The following is a 22,100-nucleotide window of genomic DNA, read 5'->3' on the forward strand; positions in this document are numbered from 1 at the left end:
GCGCGGGTCAGGACGGCTTTGTTGCCGAAATGGCGTAGCGATGTTCGCTGCGCCTCAGCAGCGTCTTGCGGAAGCCAAGGCCGCGCGCTTGCGCGCGGTGGATCGGGGCGAAGCGGGTGTCGAGGCGGATGTCTCCGAAACCCGCGGCGACCAGCAGCGCGGCCACGGCCTCGCCCCTTGCCCCGCCCGAGAAATGCACCCGCGACAGGATCGACGCGTGGCGTGCGGCCAGATCCGCACCGGGGCCGCGGTGGGCAGGGGCGGCGAGGCGGGCCATCAGGCGGCCCAGAAGGCTGCGGTTCACGAAATCCCCGTCCACGATCAAAAGCCTGCCACCGGGGGCAAGCACCCGGAACCATTCGGCAAAGGCGGCGGTCGGGTCGACCAGCGTCCAGACCAGATGGCGCGTCACGATCACATCCTGACTGGCGGTGGGCAACGTGGTCCGTTCGGCATCGGCCTGCAGGAAGGCGACGGTGTCACCCGCCTTGCCGCGGGCGCGCGCCAGCATCGGCTCGGACCAGTCAAGCCCGGTGACGCGGAACCCCAGGTCGCGGCACAGAAGCGCGATCTCGCCGGTGCCAGAGGCCAGATCCAGCAGCCGGCGGCCCGCGGCCGGGCCAAGGTGGCGGGTGAACAGGGCGGCCCAGGCGGCGCGCTCGGCCCCGTCCGTGATCCGGTGACCGGGATCCTGATCGAAGGTGGCGGCCCGCTCGGACCAGTAATCGCGGATTTCATCCCGCAGGTCGCGGTTGGACGCGGCGTGATCGGGCGGCGCGGGAATGGCGTCAGGCATGAGATTTCTCGGCAGATTTCGCGGCAAATTCAGGGGTTCGTCTCTATCGGATAATTTCCGATAAAACAAGTCAACTTTTGTAGTTGACAAAATAACTCGACAATTTTACCTCGCCAATGCGAAACCAACCAAGAGAGACACATGTCCTGCCTCCGCAACATCCTCGGCGCTTCGGTGCTGAGCCTGATCGCAGCCAGCCAAGCGCTCGCCGACAAAGTCACCCTCACCGATATTGCCGGACGGCAAGTCGAGGTCGAGACGCCCGTGCAGCGCGTGATCCTGGGCGAGGGGCGGCAATCGTTCTTCACCGCGGTCCTGGACACGGACAACCCCTTTGCCCGCGTGGTGGGCTGGCGTGACGACTTCATGAAGGCCGACCCCGACAGCTATGCCGCCTATCTGGAGAAATTCCCCGAAATCGCCAGCATCCCGAATTTCGGCGGCTTCAAGGAAGGTACGTTCGACATCGAACAGGCGGTCTCGCTGAAGCCCGACGTGATGATCCTGAACCTTGAAGCCAAGGCCGCGACGGACGAGGCGGGCTACGAGGCGAAGCTGGCGGAAGTGGGTATTCCGATCGTCTATGTCGACTTCCGTGAAAAGCCCTTCGAGCACACGGCAAAGTCGATGGAGATCATCGGCGAGCTTTACGGCAAGCAAGACCGCGCAGCGGAATACAACGCCTTCTTCGCCGCCGAGATGGCGAAAGTGACCGACGTGATCGCCGCGCATCCCGATCTGGTCCGCCCCTTGGTCTTCGTCGAACGCGCGGGGGGGTATTCGGAAGATTGCTGCATGTCCTTCGGCAACGAGAACTTCGGCCGCATGGTCGAAGAAGCCGGGGGCACCAACATGGCCAGGGATGTCATCCCGGGCACTTTCGGCACAGTGAATGCCGAGCAGATCATCGCATCGAACCCCGATGTGGCGATTGTGACCGGCGGCAACTGGGAGGCCTTCGTTCCGGGCGGGGCCTGGGTCGGCGTCGGGCCGGGGGCCGATCTTGATGTCGCGCGGCAGAAGCTTGCCGCCCTGACCGAGCGTTCTGCCTTCACCGGCATCAAGGCGGTCGAGACTGGCAGCGTCCATGCCATCTGGCACCAGTTCTACAACAACCCCTACAGCTTCGTGGCTTTGCAGCAGATCGCCAAATGGCTGCACCCCGAGGTCTTTGCCGACCTCGATCCGGAAGCGGCGCTGAAGACCCTGCACGAACGCTTCCTGCCGGTTGACTATCGTCCCGGCTACTGGGTGTCGCTGAACTGAGCGCGGACGGGGCGGCATGACCAGCCGCCCCGCATTTTCAGGAATCCTGCCCATGTCACTTCTACCCATATCGCTTCTGACGGCCGAAGCCGCTGCCCATCCCTATCGTCGCCTCGTCGCGCGGCGCATCCTGCTGGTTCTGGGATTGGGCGGGCTTCTGGTGTTGTCGGTGGCAATCGACATCTCGCTTGGCCCGGCCCGCTATCCGCTGGCCGATGTGGTCCGCACCATTCTGTGGCCCGCCGACAGCGATGTGCAGATGCGGGTCGTCATCTGGGATATCCGCATGCCGATGGCGCTGATGGCGGTGACGGTCGGCGGCTGCCTGTCACTGGCCGGGGCGCAGATGCAGACCATCCTTGCCAACCCGCTGGCCAGCCCCTTCACGCTTGGCCTGTCCGCAGCCGCCAGCTTTGGCGCGGCGCTTGCCATGGTGCTGGGCGTGGCGCTGTTTCCCGGCGCGCTGGCGCTGATGGTTCCGATCAACGCCTTTGTCATGGCGATGCTGGCGGCCCTGCTGATCTTCGGCTTGTCGACCCTGCGCGGGGTCACGGTCGAAACCATCGTTCTGCTTGGCATTGCCCTGGTGTTCACCTTCAACGCCGCGCTGGCGCTTCTGGAGTATTTCGCCTCGGAACAGGCGTTGGCCGCGGTCGTGTTCTGGACCATGGGCAGCCTGACCAAGGCCAGTTGGACCAAGGTCGCCGTGACCGCCGCCATCCTGCTGATCTGCACGCCGCTTTTCGCCCGCCGCGCCTGGGCGCTGACCGCCATCCGTCTGGGCGAGACGCGCGCCGCGGCCATGGGCGTGCCGGTCCGCCGCCTGCGGCTTGAGACACTGCTGCTTGTCGCGCTTCTGGCGGCCGTGCCGGTGTCATTCGTCGGAACGATCGGCTTCATCGGCATCGTTGGCCCCCATATCGCGCGGTTGCTTCTGGGCGAGGATCAGCGCTTCTTCCTGCCCGGTTCGATTCTGGCGGGGGCGCTGATCCTGTCCGCGACATCCGTGCTGTCCAAGGCGATCCTGCCCGGTGCCGTCCTGCCCATTGGCATCATCACTGCCCTGGTCGGCGTTCCCTTCTTTGCAACACTGATCTTTACCCACGGCAGGCGGTCATGGTGACTCTGGAACTGAAAAGCGTCGAGGCCTGCTATGGCCGCAAGGCGGTCTTTGCCGCGGCGACGACCCCGGAAATCCGCGGTGGCAGCCTGACAGCGCTGATCGGTCCGAACGCGGCGGGCAAGTCGACGCTCTTTCGCCGCATCGCCGGGCAATTGCGCGGGGCGGGACAGGTTCGGCTGCGCGGGGCAGAGCCGGCGGCTTTGCGCTACATGCCACAGGATACCGCGATGACCGCTGCGCTCACGGTCTATGAAGCGGTGATCCTGGCGGTGAAGCAGGGTCAGGCCGGCTGGCAGCTGTCGGCCCGTGACCTTGCGGCGGTGGATGCGGTGCTGGCCCGCCTGAAGATCGGCGCGCTGGCCGAGCTGCATCTGGCGGAGCTGTCCGGCGGCCAGCGCCAGCTGGTCTCGATCGCGCAGACGCTGGTCACCCGCCCGGCCGTCTTGCTGATGGACGAACCGACCTCGGCGCTGGATCTTTACCGGCAATACGAGGTTCTGGACCTGCTGCGGGACTATGCCGCCGAAACCGGGGCGGTGGCTGTGCTGGCGCTGCACGACCTCAATCAGGTCATGCGCAGCTGCGCCACCACCATCGCCGTCGCAAACGGCCGCGTCGAGGCCGTCGGCCCCTCGCGGGAAGTCCTGACCCCGACCCTGATCCGCCGCCTGTACGGTATCGATGCCCGGATCGAAGCCTGCTCGCGCGGCTATCCGATGATGATCGTTGACGGGCCGGGACGCGCATGAGCTGCTGCGGGAACGTCGGGGTTCGTGTCATGGCGGACGGCGCCATCGCGCCCCAAGATGCCGTTCCTGCCGGCCGCGCCCCGAAGGCCTGTGCCCCGCTTTCCCGCGTCCCACCTTGCGCGCGCCGAAGTGTTGATGTTCCCTGAGCCAAAAGGGAGTACGACCCATGACCACTGCCACTCTCGCCGATCGTATCGACCAGGGCCGCGGGATTGCGCCGGCCGATCTGGTGCTGAAGGGCGCGAGGGTGTTTGACCTTGTGACCGGCGAGCTGGTGGAAACAGATGTGGCGATCTGCGGCGATACCATCGTGGGGGTCTTTGGCAGCTATAGCGGCAAGCGCGAGATTGACCTGTCGGGCAAGGTTCTGGTGCCGGGGTTCATCGACACCCATCTGCACATCGAATCCTCGCTGGTCACGCCATTCGAGTTCGACCGTTGCGTCACCCCGCGGGGGGTGACAACCGCCATCTGTGACCCGCACGAGATCGCCAATGTCTGTGGGCTGACCGGAATTCACTACTTCCTTGAGGCGTCATCCCTGACCCTGATGGACATCCGGGTGCAGCTTTCGTCCTGCGTGCCCTCGACGCATATGGAGACGACCGGTGCGCGGTTGATGGCCGAAGATCTGGTGCCGCTGATGGATCATCCCCGCGTGATCGGGCTGGCGGAATTCATGAACTATCCCGGTGTGCTGATGAAGGACCCCGGCTGCATGGCCAAGCTTGAGGCGTTCAAGGGCCGCCACATCGACGGCCATTCGCCCTTGCTGCGCGGGCGCGACCTCAACGGCTATATCGCCGCCGGCATCCGCACCGAGCATGAGGCGACCACCCACGAAGAAGGGCTGGAAAAGCTGCGCAAGGGCATGCGGGTGCTGATCCGCGAAGGGTCTGTGTCAAAGGACTTGCATGCGCTGGTCGGGCTTTTGACCGAACGCCATTCGCCCTATCTGTGCCTTTGCACCGACGACCGCAATCCGCTGGATATTGCCGAACACGGGCATCTTGACTGGATCATCCGCACCGCGATTGCGCTGGGGGCGGACCCCTTGGCGACCTATCGCGCCGCCAGCCTGTCGGCGGCAGAGGCCTTTGGCCTGAAAGACCGGGGCCTGATCGCGCCGGGCAAGCGGGCCGATATCGCGGTGATCGACAGCCTTCAGGGCTGCCATGTCAGCGCGGTCTTTGCCGGGGGCGTGGAGGTGAGCGACGCGGCCTTCGCGGCGCGCAGGACCATCCCCCCGGTCGCGCGCCAGTCGGTCAAGGCGCCGCGGGTTGAGCCGCATCACTTCCGCGCCGGTGGCAACCGGGTCGAGACGCCGGTCATCGGCATCGTGCCGGGCAAGATCATCACGCCGCACCTGACCTTCGACATCGCGCCCGAGGATGGCGACAAGAAACCCGATCTGGAGCGCGACCTGATCCGCATTGCGGTGATCGAACGCCACGGGGTGAACGGCAACCGGGCAACCGGCTTTGTGCAGGGGTTCGGGCTGAAGCGCGGGGCGATTGCCTCGACCGTCTGCCATGACCATCACAACATCGCCGTCGTGGGGGCGGATTATGCCGACATGGCGCTTGCCGCGAACCGGCTGTCAGAGATCGAGGGCGGATTCGTGGTGGTCGAGGGCGGCCGCGTTCTGGCCGAACTGGCGCTGCCGGTAGCAGGGCTGATGAGCCTGAACTCGTTCGAAGAGGTCCACCGTGACCTGACCGCCCTGCGAGCGGCGGCGAAAGGCCTTGGCGTGGTGCTGGAGGAACCCTTCCTGCAGCTTGCCTTCCTTGCCCTGCCGGTGATCCCGCATCTGAAGATCACCGATCATGGCATGGTCGATGTGGACCGGTTCGAAGTGATCCCTTAAAGCGTGTCTGGTTCATGTGGAATTGATAAGCACTGCCTCTGGCATACGCTCGAACGCGCTTATCAATCCGCCTTGGTTCAAAGTGAACCAGACAAGCCCTAGGCCAGCGTCTTGGTCATCAGGATCCACTCTGACGCATCCACCTGCCAATCGCCTTTCACCACCGGACGGCGGGCGACTTCGGTATAGCCTTTGGCCGCGTAAAGCCGCTGGGCATCAAGATGGCTGTCGGCGGTGATCAGGCTGATGGTCTGGCGGCCCTGCGCACGAGTGACTTCCTCGGCCTTGGCCAGAAGCGCGCTGCCGCAGCCCTTGCCGCGAAACCCGTCATAGGTCGCAAGGACGTTCAGATACCACGATCCCGGCGCCATGGCCTCAAGTTCCAGCAGCGGCACGAAGATCGGTGGCGTGTCGGCGGCAATCGGGCTGGGCTCATCTTCGGCCGGATAGCCCAGAAGGCAGGCGGCGACTTTGCCCTCCACCTCTGCCAACCAGGCGTTGCGGAAGGAAAAACTCCCCGCCTCGCGGGCGGCGCGCTCCATGCCATAGGCCAGCGCATCGCCGCCCTCACCGACCGATTTCTGCCAGAAATGCAGGGGCAGATCATCCGCCGCCATGTTGATGAAGCGCACCAGATGCGCGGCGTCAGACGCCTTGGCTTCGCGGATCAGCATGAAATCCCCCTTTGGTTCCCGCGCCCCAGAAACCAAAATCCCGCAGCGCTTGCAACCTCTGGCGTCGCCGCCTACCACTGAGGCAAATTCCAACCCGCATGAGGACCGACATGACCGACATGGTTTTCCGCTTCCCCGCCCCCGGCCCCGAGCCGATGACCACCGATCTTGAAGGCTGGACCAAGACCGAAGGCACGCCCACGATGAAGACATGGGTGCAGCACACCTCGATTGACGGCTCTGTCATCAGCGGCACCTGGGAAGCGACGCCGGGCACCTGGCACGCCGTCTACAAATTCTACGAATTTGTCCACCTGATCGACGGCCAGATCACCATCACCCCCGATGGCGGCGAGACCGTCACCCTGCGGCCGGGCGATGGCTTTGTGGTGGAGCCGGGCTTCAAAGGGACGTGGACGATCGAGAAGCCGGTGAAGAAGCATTTCTGCATCAAGCTGAAGTAACACGAGAAAAACCAGTTCTCGCAACCGGCGTATTGGCGCCCGTCTTGGCCCGGTTTTGGCGTGCAGGAAGGTTGCCGCGCTGAGTGGCAAACCTGATCTGCGCGCCGAAACCATGAGGAGTGGCCGCCGAACCGTGCTATGGTCTTCCCTTGGTTCTCTTGATGGGGGGCGAACGATCATGTCGTTAGGCGTCGAAACCATTAGGAATATCGCGGAAACCTACACTCTTGCGTGGAACTCTGGTGATCCGGAGCGGGTGGCGGGCTGTTATGCCCGCGACGGAGACATCGTCATCAATCGCGGAACCCCATGGCAGGGGCGGGCAAGGATCGCAGAAATGGCGGCCGGATTTTATGCCGACGTGAACAACATGCGAGTGATCCTCGACGACTTGCGCATCGCGGGCGATCATGTCGCCTTCATCTGGACCTTTACCGGCCAACATGCCGGAACGGGGCACTCTCTGGACGTTCAGGGCTGGGAAGAGTGGGATCTTGGGCCGGACGGCTCCATCGCGGCGTCAAGGGGATGGTATGACGCCGAGGACTATGCCCGGCAAGTCGCCGGTCCTTGACCCACCCGTCATGGGCCCATGCGTTTGGGGGCGGTCGCGTCGCGCGGCGGTGCGTCGTGGTTGAACAACCTTGCAGGCAGGCTGGCCCCTGCCGCTGCAGGTCTGGTGCCCACATGGCGAAAATCGCATCACTCGTGGCGGAAACGACGCGGGTTTTCACGAGCGCCCGGCCTAGGTTCGGATCAGAACAGGAGGGCCGCCCATGCGCTATTCGGGGTTTCGCGTCATTGCCGAGGCATTGACCGGGCATAAGGGCTGGAAGCCCGTCTGGCGCGATCCGGCGCCCAAGGCCGAGTATGACTACATCATCGTCGGCGGCGGCGGGCATGGGCTGGCGACGGCCTATTATCTGGCCAAGGAATTCCGGCAGGCCCGCATCGCGGTGCTGGAAAAGGGTTATCTCGGTGGCGGCAACGTCGGGCGGAATACCACGATCATCCGGTCGAACTACCTTTTGGATGGCAACGAGCCGTTCTACGAATTCTCGCTGAAGCTCTGGGAAGGGCTGGAGCAGGACTTCAACTACAACGCCATGGTCAGCCAGCGCGGGATCATCAACCTGATCCACACCGACGCGCAGCGCGACGCTTTTACCCGGCGCGGCAATGGCATGATCCTGAACGGCGCGGATGCGGAGTTGTTGAGCCGCGATCAGGTGCGGTCAATGTATCCGTGGCTGAATTTCGACAATGCCCGTTTCCCGATCAAGGGCGCGCTGATGCAGCGCCGCGGCGGCACGGTACGCCATGATGCGGTGGCTTGGGGCTATGCCCGCGGGGCCGACCTGCGGGGGGTCGATCTGATCCAGAACTGCGAAGTCACCGGGATGCGGATTGAAGGCGGCCGGATCAAGGGGGTGGAAACCACCCGCGGTTTCATTGGCGCAAAGAAGGTCGGCGTTGCGGTGGCTGGATCGTCCTCGAAGGTGATGGCGCATGCCGGCATGCGGCTGCCCATCGAAAGCCATGTGCTGCAAGCCTTCGTTTCGGAAGGCTTGAAGCCGCTGATTGATGGCGTGATGACCTTTGGCGCGGGGCACTTCTATGTCAGCCAGTCCGACAAGGGCGGTCTGGTGTTCGGCGGCGACATCGACGGCTACAACTCCTACGCCCAACGCGGTAACCTGCCGGTGATCGAGGATGTGGCCGAGGGCGGCATGGCGCTGATGCCAGCCATCGGCCGGGCGCGGCTGCTGCGCACCTGGGGCGGGATCATGGACATGTCGATGGATGGCTCGCCCATCATCGACAAGACGCATGTCGAAGGGCTCTATTTCAACGGCGGCTGGTGCTATGGCGGGTTCAAGGCGACGCCGGCCTCGGGCTGGTGCTTTGCGCATCTTCTGGCCAAGGACGAGCCGCACAAGACCGCCACCGCCTATCGCTTCGATCGCTTCCTCAAGGGGTTGATGATCGACGAAAAGGGCCAGGGCGCCCAGCCGAACCTGCACTAGGAGCTTGAAATGATTATCAATCATCCCATCCTGGGGCCGCGTGACGCGCAGGAATTCGTCTATCTGGGGGACGCCAACCTCATCAACCGGCCCGACGGCATGTCGGCGGGGATCGAGGCGTTCCACGATTACCTCTACAACCGCGACAACCCGGCCGGGGAACATCGGGAACTCTGGTATCACGAACAGGGCGACCGCAGTTGGCTCGTGGTGACGCGCAACACCGTGACGCATGAGATCACCAAGGTGGAACTGGCCCGCGATGTGGCCCGCGCTGGGGGGCGTTCGAAATGAGCCAGTCAAACCGGATCGCAGGCGGCCAGATCGACCGCAGCCAGACCTTCCGCTTCACCTTCGACGGGCAGGCCTATGCCGGCCACCCCGGCGATACGCTGGCCTCTGCATTGCTCGCCAATGGCGTGCGGCTGATGGGGCGCAGCTTCAAGTATCATCGCCCGCGCGGGCCGATCTCGGCCGGGTCCGAGGAGCCGAACGCGCTGGTGCAGTTGCGCAGTGGCGCGCGGCAGGAGCCGAACACCCGGGCGACGGTGGCAGAACTGTTTGACGGGCTGGAGGCCACCAGCCAGAACGCCTGGCCCAGCCTGAAGTTCGACGCCATGGCGATCAACGACAAGCTGAACACCTTCTTCACGGCGGGGTTCTACTACAAGACCTTCATGTGGCCCGCCGCTTTCTGGGAAAAGGTCTATGAGCCGATCATCCGCCGCGCGGCGGGTCTGGGCGCGCTGACGAAGGCGGAAGACCCGGATGAATATGACAAGGGCTTTGCTCATTGCGATCTTCTGGTGATCGGCGCGGGACCGGCGGGTCTGATGGCGGCGCTGACCGCAGGTCGGGCCGGGGCGCGGGTCATTCTGGCGGATGAAGATTTCCGCATGGGCGGGCGGCTGAATGCCGAGACCTTCGAGATCGGGGCCATGGCCGGGGCCGATTGGGCGGCGGGTATCGTGGCAGAACTTGCCGCGCTGCCGAACGTCCGGCTGATGAACCGCACCACCATCGTTGGGGCCTTCGACCACGGCATCTATGGCGCGGTGGAGCGGGTCAGCGACCATCTTGCAGTGCCGGCGGCGGGCAAGCCGCGCCAGACGCTGTGGCGCATCTATTCCCGGCGCGCGATTCTGGCGGGCGGCGCGACCGAGCGTCCGATTGCCTTTGAGAACAACGACCGGCCCGGCGTGATGCTGGCAGGCGCGCTGCGGGCCTATGCCAACCGCTGGGGCGTGGCGGCGGGCGACCGGGTGGCAGTGTTCACCAACAACGATGATGGCTTGCGCACCGCGCGCGACTTGCAGGCCAAGGGCGTGAACGTGGCGGCGGTGATCGACTCGCGCCAAGGCGGCGATCTCTTGCCCGGCATCCGTCATCTGCAGGGCGCGCAGGTGGTGGATTCCGCCGGCCGGCTGGGTCTGGCATCGGTCACGGTGCGGCTGGCGAATGGCCGGACGGACACCATCGCCTGCACGGCTTTGGGCGTCTCGGGTGGCTGGAATCCCAACGTCAACATCACCTCGCACCATCGCTCGCGCCCGGAATGGCGCGAGGAGATTGCGGCCTTCGTGCCGGGTGCGGGCGGGCCTGCCAATCTGGCGGCCGCCGGCGCCGCCGGGGGAGACTTGTCGACCCATGGCGCGCTGGCCAGTGGCCAGGCGCAGGCGCTGGCGGCGCTGGAAAGCCTTGGCATCAGCGCCAAGGCCAGCGACCTGCCGCAGGCCGAGGATGCGCCGATTGCGATCAGCCCGCTGTGGTTTGTGCATGAGGGCAAGGGCCGGGCGTGGATCGACCCGCAGAACGACGTGACGGTCAAGGATGTGAAGCTGGCCCATAAGGAGAACTTCACCTCGGTCGAGCATCTGAAACGCTACACCACGCTCGGGATGGCGACCGACCAAGGCAAGACCGGCAACGTGCTGGGCCTTGCGGTGATGGCCGAACTGACCGGCCAGTCGATCCCGGCGACCGGAACCACCATCTACCGCCCGCCCTATACGCCGGTGGCCATGGGCACCTTGGCAGGCCGGTCGCGCGGCAAGGAGTTCAAGCCCTTCCGCCTGACGCCCAGCCACAAATGGGCCTCCGAGCAGGGCGCGGTCTTTGTCGAGGTCGGCAACTGGCTGCGCACGCAATGGGTGCCGAAACTCGGCGAGACCACCTGGCGCGAGAGCGTGGACCGCGAGGTTCTGGCAACGCGGAAATCGGTCGGCATCTGTGATGTGACGACGCTTGGCAAGATCGACATTCAGGGTACCGACGCCGGGGCGTTTCTGGATCGGGTCTATTGCAACACCTTCTCGACGCTGGCGGTCGGCAAGTGCCGCTATGGCCTGATGCTGCGCGAGGATGGCATGGTGTTCGACGACGGCACCACGGCCCGGATGGGGCAGAACGAATTCGTGATGACCACCACCACCGCCAATGCGGTGACGGTGTTCCGGCATCTGGAATACTGCCGGCAGTGCCTCTGGCCCGACATGGACGTGCAGTTGATTTCCACCACCGAGGCCTGGGCGCAATATTCCGTCGCAGGTCCGAATGCGCGGAAGCTGCTGCAAAAGCTGGTGGATCAGGATATCTCCGACGCCGCCTTCCCCTATATGGGCGCGGGCAACATCACCATTCAGGGCCAGCGCGGGCGGCTGTTCCGCATCTCGTTCTCGGGGGAACTCGCCTATGAAATCGCCGTTCCGACGCGCTATGGCGATGCGCTGATCCGCAAGCTGGTGGAGGCCGGCAAGGAGTTCGACGCGGTGGTCTATGGCACCGAAGCCCTTGGCGTCATGCGCATCGAGAAGGGCCACGTGGCGGGGGGGGAGTTGAACGGCCAGTCCACCGCGCTGAACATGGGCCTTGGCAAGATGGTGTCGAAGAAGAAGGACGCCATCGGCATGGTGCTGTCGAGCCGCGAGGGCATGAACCAGCCGGGCGGCTATCGTTTGGTCGGCGTGAAGCCGGTCGATCCGAAGGGTTCCATTTCGGCCGGCAGCCATTTCATGGAAATCGGCGCGCCGGTGGAACTGGCGTCGGATGGCGGCTGGCTGACCGCGAAAGTCTACAGCCCGCACCTCGGTTGCGACATCGCGCTGGGCTACCTGAAAGCCGGGGATCAGAAGATCGGCCGCAAGATGCGGGCGGTGAACTTCCTGACCAAGACCGACACCGAGGTTGAGATCGTCAGCCCGCATTTCTTTGATCCTGAGGGGGAGCGTCTTCGTGGCTAATCAATGGAACGCCCTGACCGCCTTGGGGCATGACACGGCGGAAGTGGTTGAGATCGGCCCGTACCGGATTGCCGAGCGGTCCGATGTCGCCTTGGCCTCGCTGGCGCTGCGGCGCGGGCAGGACAAGGACTTTGCCGCCGCCGCCAAGACGGCGGGGGTGCCGTTGCCGGCAGCGTCGACCCATGCGGGGGGGCAGGTGTTCAGCGCCTTCTGGACGACGCCCGAAATGTGGTTCGTCGAAGCCGACTTCGCCACGCATGAGGACATTGTTGCGGCCCTGAAACCCGCTTTTGGCGAAACTGCCTCGATCACCGAACAGACCGACGCCTGGGTGCGGTTCGATGTGTCGGGCGCGGGGCTGGTGGCCTTGTTCGAGCGGCTGTCGAACCTTGATCTTGCGACGTTGCCCGACGGCTACGCCAGCCGGACGGTGATTGAACATCTGGGCGTCTATCTGATCCGCCATTCGGCGGCATCGGTCACGCTTTACGGCCCGCGGTCCTCGGCGCAGGGGCTGTTGCATGCGCTGGAAGTCACTGCGAAATCGGTGATCTGAGGGGGCCACGCGGGCGGTGGGTGAACCCGCGCAGGGCGCGCGGAACCACCCACCCTGCATGGCCCACTTAGTCTTGGTGGATCAGCAGATCGGCAGGGCGCGAGCCTTGTACCACGCGGCGGATGTTCGGCAGGTCATTGCCGTCGATCCAGGCGCGGGCTTCGGCGGGGGTCTTGCCGTGCTGCGCCCAGCGGGCCAGAAGACGGCGCTCCAGTTCGGCTTCGGGGACGTCGATCCAGACCGTCAGGTCGAAAAGCGGGGCAAGGTCCGGCCAGGGCGGCTCGTTCAGCAAAAGGTAGTTGCCCTCGACGATCAGAAGCCGGTCGCCGGGACCGACGATGTCGGCCCCGGCGCGAGAAATCTCCAGATCGCGGTCAAAGAGCGGGATAGCCACCTCGGCCTCGGTCCTTAGGCGGGTGAGCAGGTGGCGGAAGCCCTGTACGTCGAAGGTGTCCGGCGCGCCCTTGCGGTTCCGCGCGCCGCGCGCGATCAGCACCGCGTCGTCATAGTGGAACCCGTCCATCGGCACCGCCTTGGCCCCGGCCCCAAGCGCGGCGACCAGTTCGGCGGCGAGGGTGGATTTGCCCGCCCCCGGAGGGCCGGCAAGGGCGGTCAGAAACCGCCCTTGCGCAGGGGCTTTCGCCCGGATCACCTGTGCCAGTTCGGCCGGCGTCATGCCGCTTCCGTCACGCCTTCGGGCAGTTTGGCGCCGGTCATGAAGGCCACGGCATCGGACATCGAATAGTCCTGCGGGCGGATCACGCACAGCCGGCGGCCGAGGCGGTGAATGTGGATGCGGTCGGCCACTTCGAACACATGCGGCATGTTGTGGCTGATCAGGATGATCGGAATCCCCCGCGCCCGCACATCGCGGATCAGCTCCAGCACCCGGCGGGATTCCTTCACGCCCAAGGCGGCAGTGGGTTCGTCGAGGATCACCACCTTGGAGCCGAAGGCCGCCGCGCGGGCCACCGCCACGCCCTGACGCTGGCCGCCCGAGAGGGTTTCAACGGCCTGCGAAATGTCCTGAATGGTCATCAGGCCAAGTTCGGACAGTTTCTGGCGGGCGAAGGCCTCCATCCGGGGGCGGTCCATCTGGCGGAAGACCGACCCCATGATGCCCGGCTTGCGCCACTCGCGCCCCAGAAACATGTTGTCGGCAATCGACAGCGCCGGTGACATGGCGAGGTTCTGGTAAACCGTCTCGATGCCCATGGCGCGGGCATCGTCCGGGCTGCGGAAATGCACTGGCTGGCCGTCGAGCAGGATCTCGCCGTGGTCGGGGGTCACGGCCCCCGACAGCGCCTTGATCAGCGTCGACTTGCCCGCGCCGTTGTCGCCGATCACCGCGCAGATCTCGCCCGGCATCAGGTCAAAATCGGCCCCGTTCATGGCGACAACCGTGCCATAACGCTTCATCAGGCCCCGTGCTTCAAGGATGGGTTTGACGGTCATTGCGAAGCCCTCCGCAGCCATTGATCCAGTGCAACCGCGACGATCACCAAGCAACCTGCCGCGAACATCTGCCAGTAGTCATCCACCCCGGCCAGCGACAGGCCGGTGTTGAACACGCCCACGATGAAGGCCCCGAGAACCGAGCCGATGATCGAGCCGCGCCCGCCGAACAGGGACGTACCGCCGATCACCACGGCGGTGATGGAGCCGAGGTTCACGGTGTCGAAGGCGATGGGCGAGACCGAGCCGACGCGGCCAATCGCGATCCAGGCGGCAAAGCCGCAGATCAGGCCGGCGACGGTGTAGACCGAGATCAGCGTCCGGTCGACGTTGATGCCCGAGAGCATCGCGGCATCCGGGTCATCGCCGATGGCATGGACATGGCGGCCCCAGGCGGTGTGGTTCAGCACATACCACAGCGCGGCGGCCAGGAGGATCAGGGTAATGCCGCCATAGGACAGCGAAGCGCCGCTGAAGTTGAAGCCCTGCCCGAACCACAACAGGCCCGAGGCATTGGCCTCGATATCGGCGTTGCGGATGGATTCGGACTGCGAATACCACAGCTTCAGGGCGTTGAAGATCGACAGCGTCCCAAGGGTCACGATGAAGGGCGGCAGCTTGATCTTGGCGACCAGCACGCCGTTCACAAAGCCCATCAACCCGCCGAAGCCAAAGCCGATCAGCACCGCGAGGAACACCGGCAGGCCAGAGATCACCGCCAGATTGCCCATGATGAGCGAGGAGATCACCAGAATGGCGCCGACCGACAGGTCGATGCCGGCGGTCAGGATCACCAGCGTCTGCGCCAGCGCGATGAAGCCGGTCACCGTGGTCTGCTTCAGCACGGTCGACAGCGCGCCCATGCCGAAGAAACGCGGGGCGACGATGGAAAAGGCGATGATCGAGACCAGCAGGACCAGCGCCGGGATCAGGGTCGGGTTCTTGCGCAGCTGGGCGCGCAGGACATGGGTCAGGGTCTTGTCGTCTTTTTCAAAAGTGGCAACGGCGGTATCCGCCTTGTTCAGCGTCGCCTCGAAATCGGAAATGGTCTTGGTGGGTTCATCTACTGTGCTCATCGCTTCGGTCTCCCCCCGTGATGGCTGGGCGAAACCCGCCCGGGGCTTCGCTTATGAAGAAGGGCGACTGTAAAGCCGCCCCCCTGTTAATCAAGTCACTCGTACTGCGCTATCAGCCCCAGCAGAGTTCGGTGCCCTTGGCCGAGTCGATCGACTCGACGCCATCGACCGGCTGGTCGGTCACCAGGTTCACGCCGGTGTTGAAGAAGGTCAGGCCTTCCGACGCGGCCGGCTTGGTGCCGTCCTTGGCGTAGGTGACGATCGCTTCGATGCCCTTCGAGGCCATCAGCAGCGGGTATTGCTGCGAGGTGGCGCCGATGATGCCTTCCTTCACGCTCTTGACGCCGGGGCAGCCGCCGTCGACCGAAACCACCAGAACGCCTTCCTTGCCGGCCGCTTTCAGCGCCTGATAGGCGCCCTCGGCGGCGGGTTCGTTGATGGTGTAGACCACGTTGATGTCGGGGTCCTTGGCCAGCAGGGTTTCCATGGCGCGCAGGCCGCCTTCGTTGTTGGCGTCCGACGATTCATGGCCGATGACGCGGGCATCGGTTTCCGAACCCATCACGGTCAGATCCGGCACTTCGATGCCGAAGCCGACGAGGAAGCCGGTGTCGCGGGCGACGTCGACCGAGATGTTGTCCTTGTTGATGTCGAGCATGGCGATCTTGGCGCTGGCCACGCCCTCGGCACCCAGCTTGCCCGCCGCCCATTTGCCGATGCGCAGGCCGGCTTCGAAGTTGTCGGTGGCGAAGGTCATGTCCTGGGCTTCCGGGTCGGAAATCGCGGTGTCGAGCGCGATGACCAGAATGCCGGCGGCGCGGGCTTCTTTCAGCGCCGGAACGACCGAGTCATTCGAGGCGGTGATCAGGATGCCCTTGGCCCCGGCGGCGATGCAGTTTTCAATCGCGGTGATCTGCGGCGCGGCGTCGCCGTCCTTTTCGCCGGCATAGGCCTGGAAATCCAGCCCGGCGGCGGCGGCGGCAGCCTCGGCACCCTCTTTCATTTTCACGAAGAAGGGGTTGGTGTTATTCTTGGTGATCAGGCAGGCCAGATCGGCGGCCGAGGCGGAGCCCGCCATCAACGCCAGAGCGGCTGCGCCCATCAGTGCGGTGGTCTTGAGTTTCATCGTGTCTTCCTCCCAAGGAATGAAGGGGATTTCCCCATTCAGATGCCGTCCGCCATGGGCCTTTGCGCCCGGCGACAAGGGGAAGATGACCTGATTCCCCCGTCTGCGTCAAGATAAATAAATCAGAGTGAATTATTATTGACAGCCGCACCCCAAAGCCGCAGTCTCGCTGCCTGAGACATATCACCTCGGGCCGGGAATCGGCCGGGGATCACCGCGGCGAGCAACGGGGCGACCAACATGCTGATCGGAATTTCTCCGCTTCTGGGACCGGACCTCCTGCACGCGCTGCGCGCCATGGGCCATGGCGACGAGATTGCCTTCGTGGATGGCAATTATCCGGCCGCCGAACATGCCCGCCGCCTGATCCGCGCCGATGGCATCCCGCTTCTGCCGATCTTGCAGGCGGTGCTGGCAGTTCTGCCGGTCGAGCAGGCCTTCCGCGCGGCGCTGAACAACGACCCGGCGCAGGTGGGAGAGATTCATCACCACATCGACGCGCTCATGCGCGAAAACCGGATGGTCGCGACGGCGCTGCCGGGCGATCAGCTTTACCCGCGCATCCGTTCGGCCTATGCCATTGTAGCCACCTCCGAACCCGCGCTTTTCGCCAATGTCATCCTGCGCAAGGCCGCGCTTTGCCCGCCCACACTCTGAGACGCCATGCCAATCGCCCCCGACCTTGTGACCGACCGCCAGACCGCCGACGATCTTGGCTTGCGCGGGTCGAACCAGTCCGGGATGCGCGACCATAACGAACGGCTGGTGCTGTCACTGGTGCGCCAGCAAGGGGCGCTGGCGAAATCCGACATCGCCCGGATCACCGGGCTTTCGGCGCAAACCGTCAGCGTCATCATGCGCGCGCTGGAGCAGGACGGCCTGCTGCTGCGCGGCGAGCCGGTGCGGGGCCGGATCGGGCAGCCCTCGGTTCCGATGCACCTGAACCCGGAAGGCGCGCTGTTTCTGGGGTTGAAGATCGGGCGGCGGTCGACCGATCTGGTGCTGGTCGATTTCCTCGGTCAGGTGCGCGATACCCGCCGCCGCACCTACCGCTATCCGACGCCCGCCGGCATCGTGGCCTTTGTCGCCGATGCCCTGCCCGATCTGATGGCCTCGCTTGCTCCGGCGTTGCGTGCGCGTGTCAGCGGCATGGGGGTCGCAATGCCCTTCCAGCTCTGGAGCTGGGTGCAGGCGCTGGGGGCGCCGCAATCCGAGATGGACGCCTGGCGCGACCACGACATTCAGGCCGATCTGGCGGCGCTCACCGATATTCCGGTCTATGTGCAGAACGACGCCACCTCGGCCTGTGGGGCGGAACTGGTGTTCGGAACCGGGGAAAAGCCGCGCGATTTCCTGTATTTCTACTTCGGCACCTTCATCGGTGGCGGGCTGGTGCTGAACGGCCAGCTGTTTCTGGGACGCACCGGCAACGCGGCGGGGGTCGGTCCCATTCCGGTGCCGGGGCCGGATGGCCGGATGCGCCGGCTGTTTGACGCGGCTTCGCTGGCGGTCCTGGCGGACAGGATGCAGGCCGCCGGGGAAAGCGCCGATCACCTCTGGGAACAGCCGGTCTACTGGCAGGTCTCGGCCCCGGTTCTGGATGCCTGGCTTGACGAGGCCTGCGAAGGGCTCGCTTCGGCCATCCTCTCTGCCGCGACACTGCTGGAGCTGGAGGCCGTGCTGATCGACGGCTGGATGCCGGCCGCGATCCGGGCCGAGATCACCAGCCGCACCGCCGCCGCTCTGGCCCGGCTGGACCTGTCGGGGATCACCCCGCCCGCGGTGCGCGAAGGCACAGTCGGGGCGCAGGCGCGCTCGCTCGGGGCGGCAGCGATTCCGCTGTCGCAGCGCTATCTCCTGGACCAGAACGCCGCCCAACGCGGCGCCTGAGACCTTTGGTCCCATTCTGGTATGCACGGGGTCCGTTGCAGGTCCGACGCCTGTTTCTACCCCCGTGCCGCATTCGCCTTTTGCAGGGCCACACCGCTGGACAGGCCAAGCGGCCCCGTGGCAGGCTTGCCGCCAGCCGCAGCCGCCAAGGGCCCGCCCCGATGCAGACCGACATCCGAACTCCGACGCCCAACCTCCTGCCGCAACTGACCCATGCCCGCAATCCGGGGATGGTGCTCGACCTCGACTGGGTGGCAAGCGTGCAGGCCAACACCTCGGCGATCGAACGCCGCGCGGCAACGCTGGGCGGGCGGCGATCGGTGAAGAAGGAATATCAGGCGGCCTGGCTTCTGAAGGCCATTTCGCTGATCGACCTGACCACGCTGTCGGGCGATGACACCCCGGGCCGGGTGCAACGACTTTGCGCCAAGGCCCGCCAGCCGGTGCGGGCCGAGATGCTTCAGACGCTTGGAGTGCCGAACCTGACGGTCGGCGCGGTCTGCGTCTATCACGACATGGTGGAAACCGCCGTCCGGGCGCTGGAGGGCAGCACTATCCCCGTCGCCGCCGTCTCGACCGGATTTCCGGCCGGCCTGTCGCCCTGGCATCTGCGCCTCGCCGAGATCGGCGAAAGCGTGAAGGTCGGCGCGAAGGAAATCGACATCGTGATCTCGCGCCGCCATGTGCTGACGGGCAACTGGCAGGCGCTGTACGACGAAATGCGCGAGATGCGGGCGGCCTGCGGCGCGGCGCATGTCAAGGCAATCCTCGCCACGGGCGAGTTGCAGACCCTGCGCAACGTCGCCCGCGCCTCGCTGGTCTGCATGATGGCCGGGGCCGATTTCATCAAGACCTCGACCGGAAAAGAGGCGGTGAACGCCACCCTGCCCGTCTCGCTGACCATGATCCGCGCCATCCGCGACTACGAGGCGCGCACCGGGTTCAAGGTCGGCTACAAACCGGCAGGCGGGATTTCCAAGGCCAAGGACGCGCTGCTCTATCTCGCGCTGATGAAGGACGAGTTGGGCCACCCCTGGCTGCAACCCGAGCTGTTCCGCTTTGGCGCCTCCAGCCTGCTGGGCGACATCGAGCGCCAGCTCGAACATTACCTGACCGGCCACTATTCCGCGGCGAACCGTCATGCGATGGGCTGAATGACCGCCCGCGCAAAGGACGGGGCGCCGCCCCTCGCCGCCAAGGGGCGGCTCACCCCGGGATATTTGCACCAGTATGAAAGACACCCCGGCTTTCATACTGGTGCAAATATCCCCGCCGGAGGCGCACGGCCGGTCCGGGCGTTCCCGTTTGCCGCTTTTGCCGAAAGGACCCCCCGATGAGCACCGTCCGAGAGATCTTCGACAGCATGGCTTACGGCCCGGCGCCCGAGGGCCATGCCGAGGCGCTGGCCTGGATTGCGGCGCATCAGGGGCGGTTCGGGCATTGGATTGGCGGCGCCTTTACTGCGCCGGCGGCCACATTCGAAACCCGCAATCCGGCGACCGGCAAGGTCTTGGCGGAGGTCAGCCAAGGCAGTGGCGAAGATGTGGCGGCGGCCGTGGCGACGGCGCGGGCGGCGCAGGGCAGATGGGCGCGCATCGGCGGCGCGGGCCGGGCGCGGGTGCTTTATGCGCTGGCGCGGCTGGTGCAGAAGCATGCGCGGCTGTTCGCTGTTCTGGAAACCATGGACAACGGCAAGCCGATCCGCGAGAGCCGCGACATCGACATTCCACTGGTGGCGCGGCATTTCTACTATCACGCCGGTCTGGCGCAGCTTCTGGACAGCGAGAAGCCGGGCTTCGTGCCGATGGGAGTCTGCGGGGCGGTGATCCCGTGGAACTTCCCGCTCCTGATGCTGGCCTGGAAAGTGGCCCCGGCGCTGGCGGCGGGCAATACGGTGGTGTTGAAGCCCGCCGAATACACGCCCTTGACCGCGCTTCTGTTCGCCGAGATCAGCCGCGAGGCCGGCCTGCCGAAGGGCGTTCTGAACATCGTCACCGGCGATGGCGACACCGGGGCGGCGGTTGTGGCGCATCCCGGCGTCGACAAGATCGCCTTCACTGGCTCCACCAGCGTCGGGCGCAAGATCCGCACCGCCACGGCGGGCAGCGGCAAGGCGCTGACGCTGGAGCTGGGCGGCAAGTCGCCCTACATCGTGTTCGACGATGCCGACATCGACAGCGCCATCGAAGGGCTGGTCGATGCGATCTGGTTCAACGGGGGCCAGGTCTGCTGTGCGGGCAGTCGCCTTCTGGTGCAGGAGGGGATTGCCGAGCGGTTTCACGCCAAGCTGAAGCGCCGGATGGACGGGCTTCGCATGGGCGATCCCCTGGACAAGTGCATCGACGTCGGCGCCATTGTCGATCCGGTGCAGCTTGAAACCATCAAGGGGCTGGTCGCGGGCACCGAGGGCGAGGTCTATCACGCCGCCTGCGCCGTGCCGGAAGGCTGTTTCTACCCGCCGACGCTGATATCCGGGCTGCACGCGGCCTCGAAGCTGATGCAGGAAGAGATTTTCGGGCCGGTTCTGGTCAGCACGACGTTCCGCACGCCGGGCGAGGCGGTGGACCTGGCGAACAACAGCCGCTACGGGCTGGCCGCCAGCATCTGGACCGAGAACGTCAATCTGGCGCTCGACATGGCGCCGAAGGTCAAGGCGGGGGTGGTCTGGGTCAACTCGACCAACCTTTTCGACGCGGCGGCGGGCTTTGGCGGTGTGCGCGAGAGCGGGTTCGGGCGCGAAGGCGGCTGGGAAGGGCTGATGGCTTATCTGAAGCCTGCCGCAAAGGTGAAACCGCTTGCGGCGCCGAAGCCGGTTCCGGCACCCGCCGAAGCGGTGGTCGAAGGCATCGACCGCACCGCGAAACTCTATATCGGCGGCAAGCAGGCCCGGCCGGACGGAGGGTATTCGCAGGCGATCTGGTCGGCCAAGGGCAAGCTTCTGGGGCATGTCGGGCTTGGCAACCGCAAGGACATCCGCAACGCGGTCGAGGCCGCCCATGCGGCCAAGGGCTGGGGCAAGGCCACAGGGCATAACAAGGCGCAGATCCTGTACTATATCGGCGAGAACCTTTCCGCCCGCGCCGCCGAATTTGCCGCCCGGATCAAGGACCAGACCGGCAAGGATGGCAGCGCCGAGGTGGAGGCGGCGATCAACCGTCTGTTCACCTATGCCGCCTGGGCCGACAAGTATGACGGGCAGGTCAAGCAGGTGCCGATGCGCGCCGTGGCGCTGGCGATGAACGAACCCGTGGGCGTCATCGGCGCGCTTTGCCCCGATGAGTCGCCGCTTCTGGGCCTGATCTCGGTCATGGCGCCGGCGATTGCCATGGGCAACGCCTGCGTGCTGGTGCCGTCCGAAGTCGCGCCGCTGCCCGCGACCGATTTCTATCAGGTGCTGGAGACCTCGGACCTGCCAGCGGGCGTGGTGAACATCGTGACCGGCAGTCACAAGGAATTGGCCAAGCCGCTCGCCGGGCATCTCGATGTCGACGCGCTGTGGTCGTTTTCGTCCGCGCGGCTTTCGGGTCTGATCGAGGCCGAGGCGGCGGGCAACCTGAAGCGGACCTGGGTGAACCATGGCCTTGCCCGCGACTGGATGGGCGCGGCGGGCGAGGGCCGGGCGTTTCTGGCGCAGGCGACCGAAATCAAGACCATCTGGGTGCCCTATGGCGAGTGAGGCGCGGCTTTTGTCAGAAACTCTGACAAATTCCCCGTGAAATCCTGACCATTTCGTGCATTATTCAGGCGTCCCCGGTGGGGCGTGTGTGTAACAAGCCGCCAGACAAAAGGCGG

20 protein-coding genes are annotated in these 22,100 nt (G+C 65.4%); 14 read left to right on the forward strand and 6 right to left on the reverse strand.

Features of this window, described 5'->3' with window-relative positions:
- Positions 1-7: 7 nt before the first annotated feature.
- Complete coding sequence (locus G4Z14_RS05550) at positions 8-796, reverse strand: class I SAM-dependent methyltransferase (protein ID WP_164623793.1); 789 nt, start codon at positions 794-796, stop codon at positions 8-10.
- Positions 797-937: 141 nt separating this feature from the next.
- On the opposite strand from G4Z14_RS05550, the gene G4Z14_RS05555 reads away from it, so the two are divergent.
- From G4Z14_RS05555 to ade, 4 genes are all read left to right on the forward strand, one after another.
- Complete coding sequence (locus G4Z14_RS05555; protein ID WP_164623794.1) at positions 938-2,062, forward strand: ABC transporter substrate-binding protein; 1,125 nt, start codon at positions 938-940, stop codon at positions 2,060-2,062.
- A 52-nt stretch (positions 2,063-2,114) separates the two neighbouring features.
- Positions 2,115-3,185, forward strand: coding sequence for a FecCD family ABC transporter permease (locus tag G4Z14_RS05560; RefSeq protein WP_164623795.1), 1,071 nt, complete (start codon positions 2,115-2,117; stop codon positions 3,183-3,185).
- Positions 3,179-3,934, forward strand: a complete 756-nt coding sequence (locus G4Z14_RS05565; protein ID WP_164623796.1) for an ABC transporter ATP-binding protein — start codon at positions 3,179-3,181, stop codon at positions 3,932-3,934. The genes G4Z14_RS05560 and G4Z14_RS05565 overlap by 7 nt, the downstream gene beginning before the upstream one ends.
- Before the next feature lie 166 nt (positions 3,935-4,100).
- Positions 4,101-5,801 (forward strand): adenine deaminase, encoded by a 1,701-nt coding sequence (gene ade, locus G4Z14_RS05570; RefSeq protein ID WP_164623797.1) that lies wholly within the window; start codon positions 4,101-4,103, stop codon positions 5,799-5,801.
- A 98-nt stretch (positions 5,802-5,899) separates the two neighbouring features.
- Here the strand turns inward: ade and G4Z14_RS05575 are convergent, their stop codons facing one another.
- Complete coding sequence (locus G4Z14_RS05575; protein WP_164623798.1) at positions 5,900-6,475, reverse strand: GNAT family N-acetyltransferase; 576 nt, start codon at positions 6,473-6,475, stop codon at positions 5,900-5,902.
- 110 nt (positions 6,476-6,585) lie between these two features.
- On the opposite strand from G4Z14_RS05575, the gene G4Z14_RS05580 reads away from it, so the two are divergent.
- From G4Z14_RS05580 to G4Z14_RS05605, 6 genes are all read left to right on the forward strand, one after another.
- Positions 6,586-6,939, forward strand: a complete 354-nt coding sequence (locus G4Z14_RS05580) for a cupin domain-containing protein (protein WP_164623799.1) — start codon at positions 6,586-6,588, stop codon at positions 6,937-6,939.
- A 178-nt stretch (positions 6,940-7,117) separates the two neighbouring features.
- A complete protein-coding gene (locus G4Z14_RS05585) occupies positions 7,118-7,513 on the forward strand; it encodes a nuclear transport factor 2 family protein (protein WP_164623800.1) in 396 nt (131 codons plus the stop codon).
- A gap of 202 nt (positions 7,514-7,715) precedes the next feature.
- Positions 7,716-8,966, forward strand: coding sequence for a sarcosine oxidase subunit beta family protein (locus G4Z14_RS05590; RefSeq protein ID WP_164623801.1), 1,251 nt, complete (start codon positions 7,716-7,718; stop codon positions 8,964-8,966).
- 9 nt (positions 8,967-8,975) lie between these two features.
- A complete protein-coding gene (locus G4Z14_RS05595; protein ID WP_164623802.1) occupies positions 8,976-9,260 on the forward strand; it encodes a sarcosine oxidase subunit delta in 285 nt (94 codons plus the stop codon).
- Positions 9,257-12,205, forward strand: a complete 2,949-nt coding sequence (locus tag G4Z14_RS05600) for a sarcosine oxidase subunit alpha family protein (protein WP_164623803.1) — start codon at positions 9,257-9,259, stop codon at positions 12,203-12,205. Before G4Z14_RS05595 ends, G4Z14_RS05600 begins: the two co-directional genes overlap by 4 nt.
- Positions 12,198-12,761 carry a sarcosine oxidase subunit gamma gene (locus tag G4Z14_RS05605; protein ID WP_164623804.1) on the forward strand — a complete coding sequence of 188 codons (564 nt, stop codon included), beginning with the start codon at positions 12,198-12,200 and terminating at the stop codon, positions 12,759-12,761. Before G4Z14_RS05600 ends, G4Z14_RS05605 begins: the two co-directional genes overlap by 8 nt.
- A gap of 67 nt (positions 12,762-12,828) precedes the next feature.
- Here G4Z14_RS05605 and G4Z14_RS05610 read toward each other — a convergent pair whose 3' ends face one another.
- The 4 genes from G4Z14_RS05610 to G4Z14_RS05625 form a co-directional block, all read right to left on the reverse strand.
- Entirely contained in the window at positions 12,829-13,437 is a 609-nt protein-coding gene (locus tag G4Z14_RS05610; RefSeq protein WP_164623805.1) for a nucleoside triphosphate hydrolase, read from the reverse strand.
- Positions 13,434-14,216, reverse strand: a complete 783-nt coding sequence (locus G4Z14_RS05615; RefSeq protein WP_164623806.1) for an ATP-binding cassette domain-containing protein — start codon at positions 14,214-14,216, stop codon at positions 13,434-13,436. The genes G4Z14_RS05610 and G4Z14_RS05615 overlap by 4 nt, the downstream gene beginning before the upstream one ends.
- Positions 14,213-15,292, reverse strand: coding sequence for an ABC transporter permease (locus G4Z14_RS05620; RefSeq protein WP_164623807.1), 1,080 nt, complete (start codon positions 15,290-15,292; stop codon positions 14,213-14,215). Before G4Z14_RS05620 ends, G4Z14_RS05615 begins: the two co-directional genes overlap by 4 nt.
- A 112-nt stretch (positions 15,293-15,404) precedes the next feature.
- On the reverse strand, positions 15,405-16,418 hold the full coding sequence (locus tag G4Z14_RS05625) for a substrate-binding domain-containing protein (RefSeq protein WP_164623808.1): 1,014 nt from the start codon (positions 16,416-16,418) through the stop codon (positions 15,405-15,407).
- A 240-nt stretch (positions 16,419-16,658) separates the two neighbouring features.
- Between G4Z14_RS05625 and G4Z14_RS05630 the strand changes: the two genes are divergently transcribed.
- From G4Z14_RS05630 to G4Z14_RS05645, 4 genes are all read left to right on the forward strand, one after another.
- Positions 16,659-17,075 (forward strand): RbsD/FucU family protein, encoded by a 417-nt coding sequence (locus G4Z14_RS05630; protein ID WP_164623809.1) that lies wholly within the window; start codon positions 16,659-16,661, stop codon positions 17,073-17,075.
- Between the two features lie 6 nt (positions 17,076-17,081).
- The gene (locus G4Z14_RS05635) at positions 17,082-18,308 is read left to right on the forward strand and encodes an ROK family transcriptional regulator (protein WP_227751547.1); all 1,227 of its coding nucleotides are present in this window, start codon (positions 17,082-17,084) and stop codon (positions 18,306-18,308) included.
- 161 nt (positions 18,309-18,469) lie between these two features.
- On the forward strand, positions 18,470-19,462 hold the full coding sequence (gene deoC / locus G4Z14_RS05640; protein ID WP_164623810.1) for a deoxyribose-phosphate aldolase: 993 nt from the start codon (positions 18,470-18,472) through the stop codon (positions 19,460-19,462).
- Between the two features lie 179 nt (positions 19,463-19,641).
- Complete coding sequence (locus G4Z14_RS05645) at positions 19,642-21,984, forward strand: aldehyde dehydrogenase family protein (protein ID WP_164623811.1); 2,343 nt, start codon at positions 19,642-19,644, stop codon at positions 21,982-21,984.
- Positions 21,985-22,100 lie beyond the last annotated feature (116 nt).

This window comes from Tabrizicola oligotrophica (assembly GCF_011008935.1).
Taxonomy (GTDB): domain Bacteria; phylum Pseudomonadota; class Alphaproteobacteria; order Rhodobacterales; family Rhodobacteraceae; genus Tabrizicola_A; species Tabrizicola_A oligotrophica.

Bases quoted from the DNA above. Each gene is read 5' to 3' on its own strand.
- G4Z14_RS05635 (WP_227751547.1), top strand. From the start codon at position 17,082: ATGCCAATCGCCCCCGACCTTGTGACCGACCGCCAGACCGCCGACGAT.
- G4Z14_RS05580 (WP_164623799.1), top strand. From the start codon at position 6,586: ATGACCGACATGGTTTTCCGCTTCCCCGCCCCCGGCCCCGAGCCGATG.
- G4Z14_RS05625 (WP_164623808.1), bottom strand. From the start codon at position 16,418: ATGAAACTCAAGACCACCGCACTGATGGGCGCAGCCGCTCTGGCGTTG.
- G4Z14_RS05620 (WP_164623807.1), bottom strand. From the start codon at position 15,292: ATGAGCACAGTAGATGAACCCACCAAGACCATTTCCGATTTCGAGGCG.
- deoC (WP_164623810.1), top strand. From the start codon at position 18,470: ATGCAGACCGACATCCGAACTCCGACGCCCAACCTCCTGCCGCAACTG.
- G4Z14_RS05575 (WP_164623798.1), bottom strand. From the start codon at position 6,475: ATGCTGATCCGCGAAGCCAAGGCGTCTGACGCCGCGCATCTGGTGCGC.
- G4Z14_RS05630 (WP_164623809.1), top strand. From the start codon at position 16,659: ATGCTGATCGGAATTTCTCCGCTTCTGGGACCGGACCTCCTGCACGCG.
- G4Z14_RS05610 (WP_164623805.1), bottom strand. From the start codon at position 13,437: ATGACGCCGGCCGAACTGGCACAGGTGATCCGGGCGAAAGCCCCTGCG.
- G4Z14_RS05555 (WP_164623794.1), top strand. From the start codon at position 938: ATGTCCTGCCTCCGCAACATCCTCGGCGCTTCGGTGCTGAGCCTGATC.
- G4Z14_RS05565 (WP_164623796.1), top strand. From the start codon at position 3,179: ATGGTGACTCTGGAACTGAAAAGCGTCGAGGCCTGCTATGGCCGCAAG.
- G4Z14_RS05585 (WP_164623800.1), top strand. From the start codon at position 7,118: ATGTCGTTAGGCGTCGAAACCATTAGGAATATCGCGGAAACCTACACT.
- G4Z14_RS05600 (WP_164623803.1), top strand. From the start codon at position 9,257: ATGAGCCAGTCAAACCGGATCGCAGGCGGCCAGATCGACCGCAGCCAG.
- ade (WP_164623797.1), top strand. From the start codon at position 4,101: ATGACCACTGCCACTCTCGCCGATCGTATCGACCAGGGCCGCGGGATT.
- G4Z14_RS05645 (WP_164623811.1), top strand. From the start codon at position 19,642: ATGAGCACCGTCCGAGAGATCTTCGACAGCATGGCTTACGGCCCGGCG.
- G4Z14_RS05615 (WP_164623806.1), bottom strand. From the start codon at position 14,216: ATGACCGTCAAACCCATCCTTGAAGCACGGGGCCTGATGAAGCGTTAT.
- G4Z14_RS05595 (WP_164623802.1), top strand. From the start codon at position 8,976: ATGATTATCAATCATCCCATCCTGGGGCCGCGTGACGCGCAGGAATTC.
- G4Z14_RS05560 (WP_164623795.1), top strand. From the start codon at position 2,115: ATGTCACTTCTACCCATATCGCTTCTGACGGCCGAAGCCGCTGCCCAT.
- G4Z14_RS05590 (WP_164623801.1), top strand. From the start codon at position 7,716: ATGCGCTATTCGGGGTTTCGCGTCATTGCCGAGGCATTGACCGGGCAT.
- G4Z14_RS05550 (WP_164623793.1), bottom strand. From the start codon at position 796: ATGCCTGACGCCATTCCCGCGCCGCCCGATCACGCCGCGTCCAACCGC.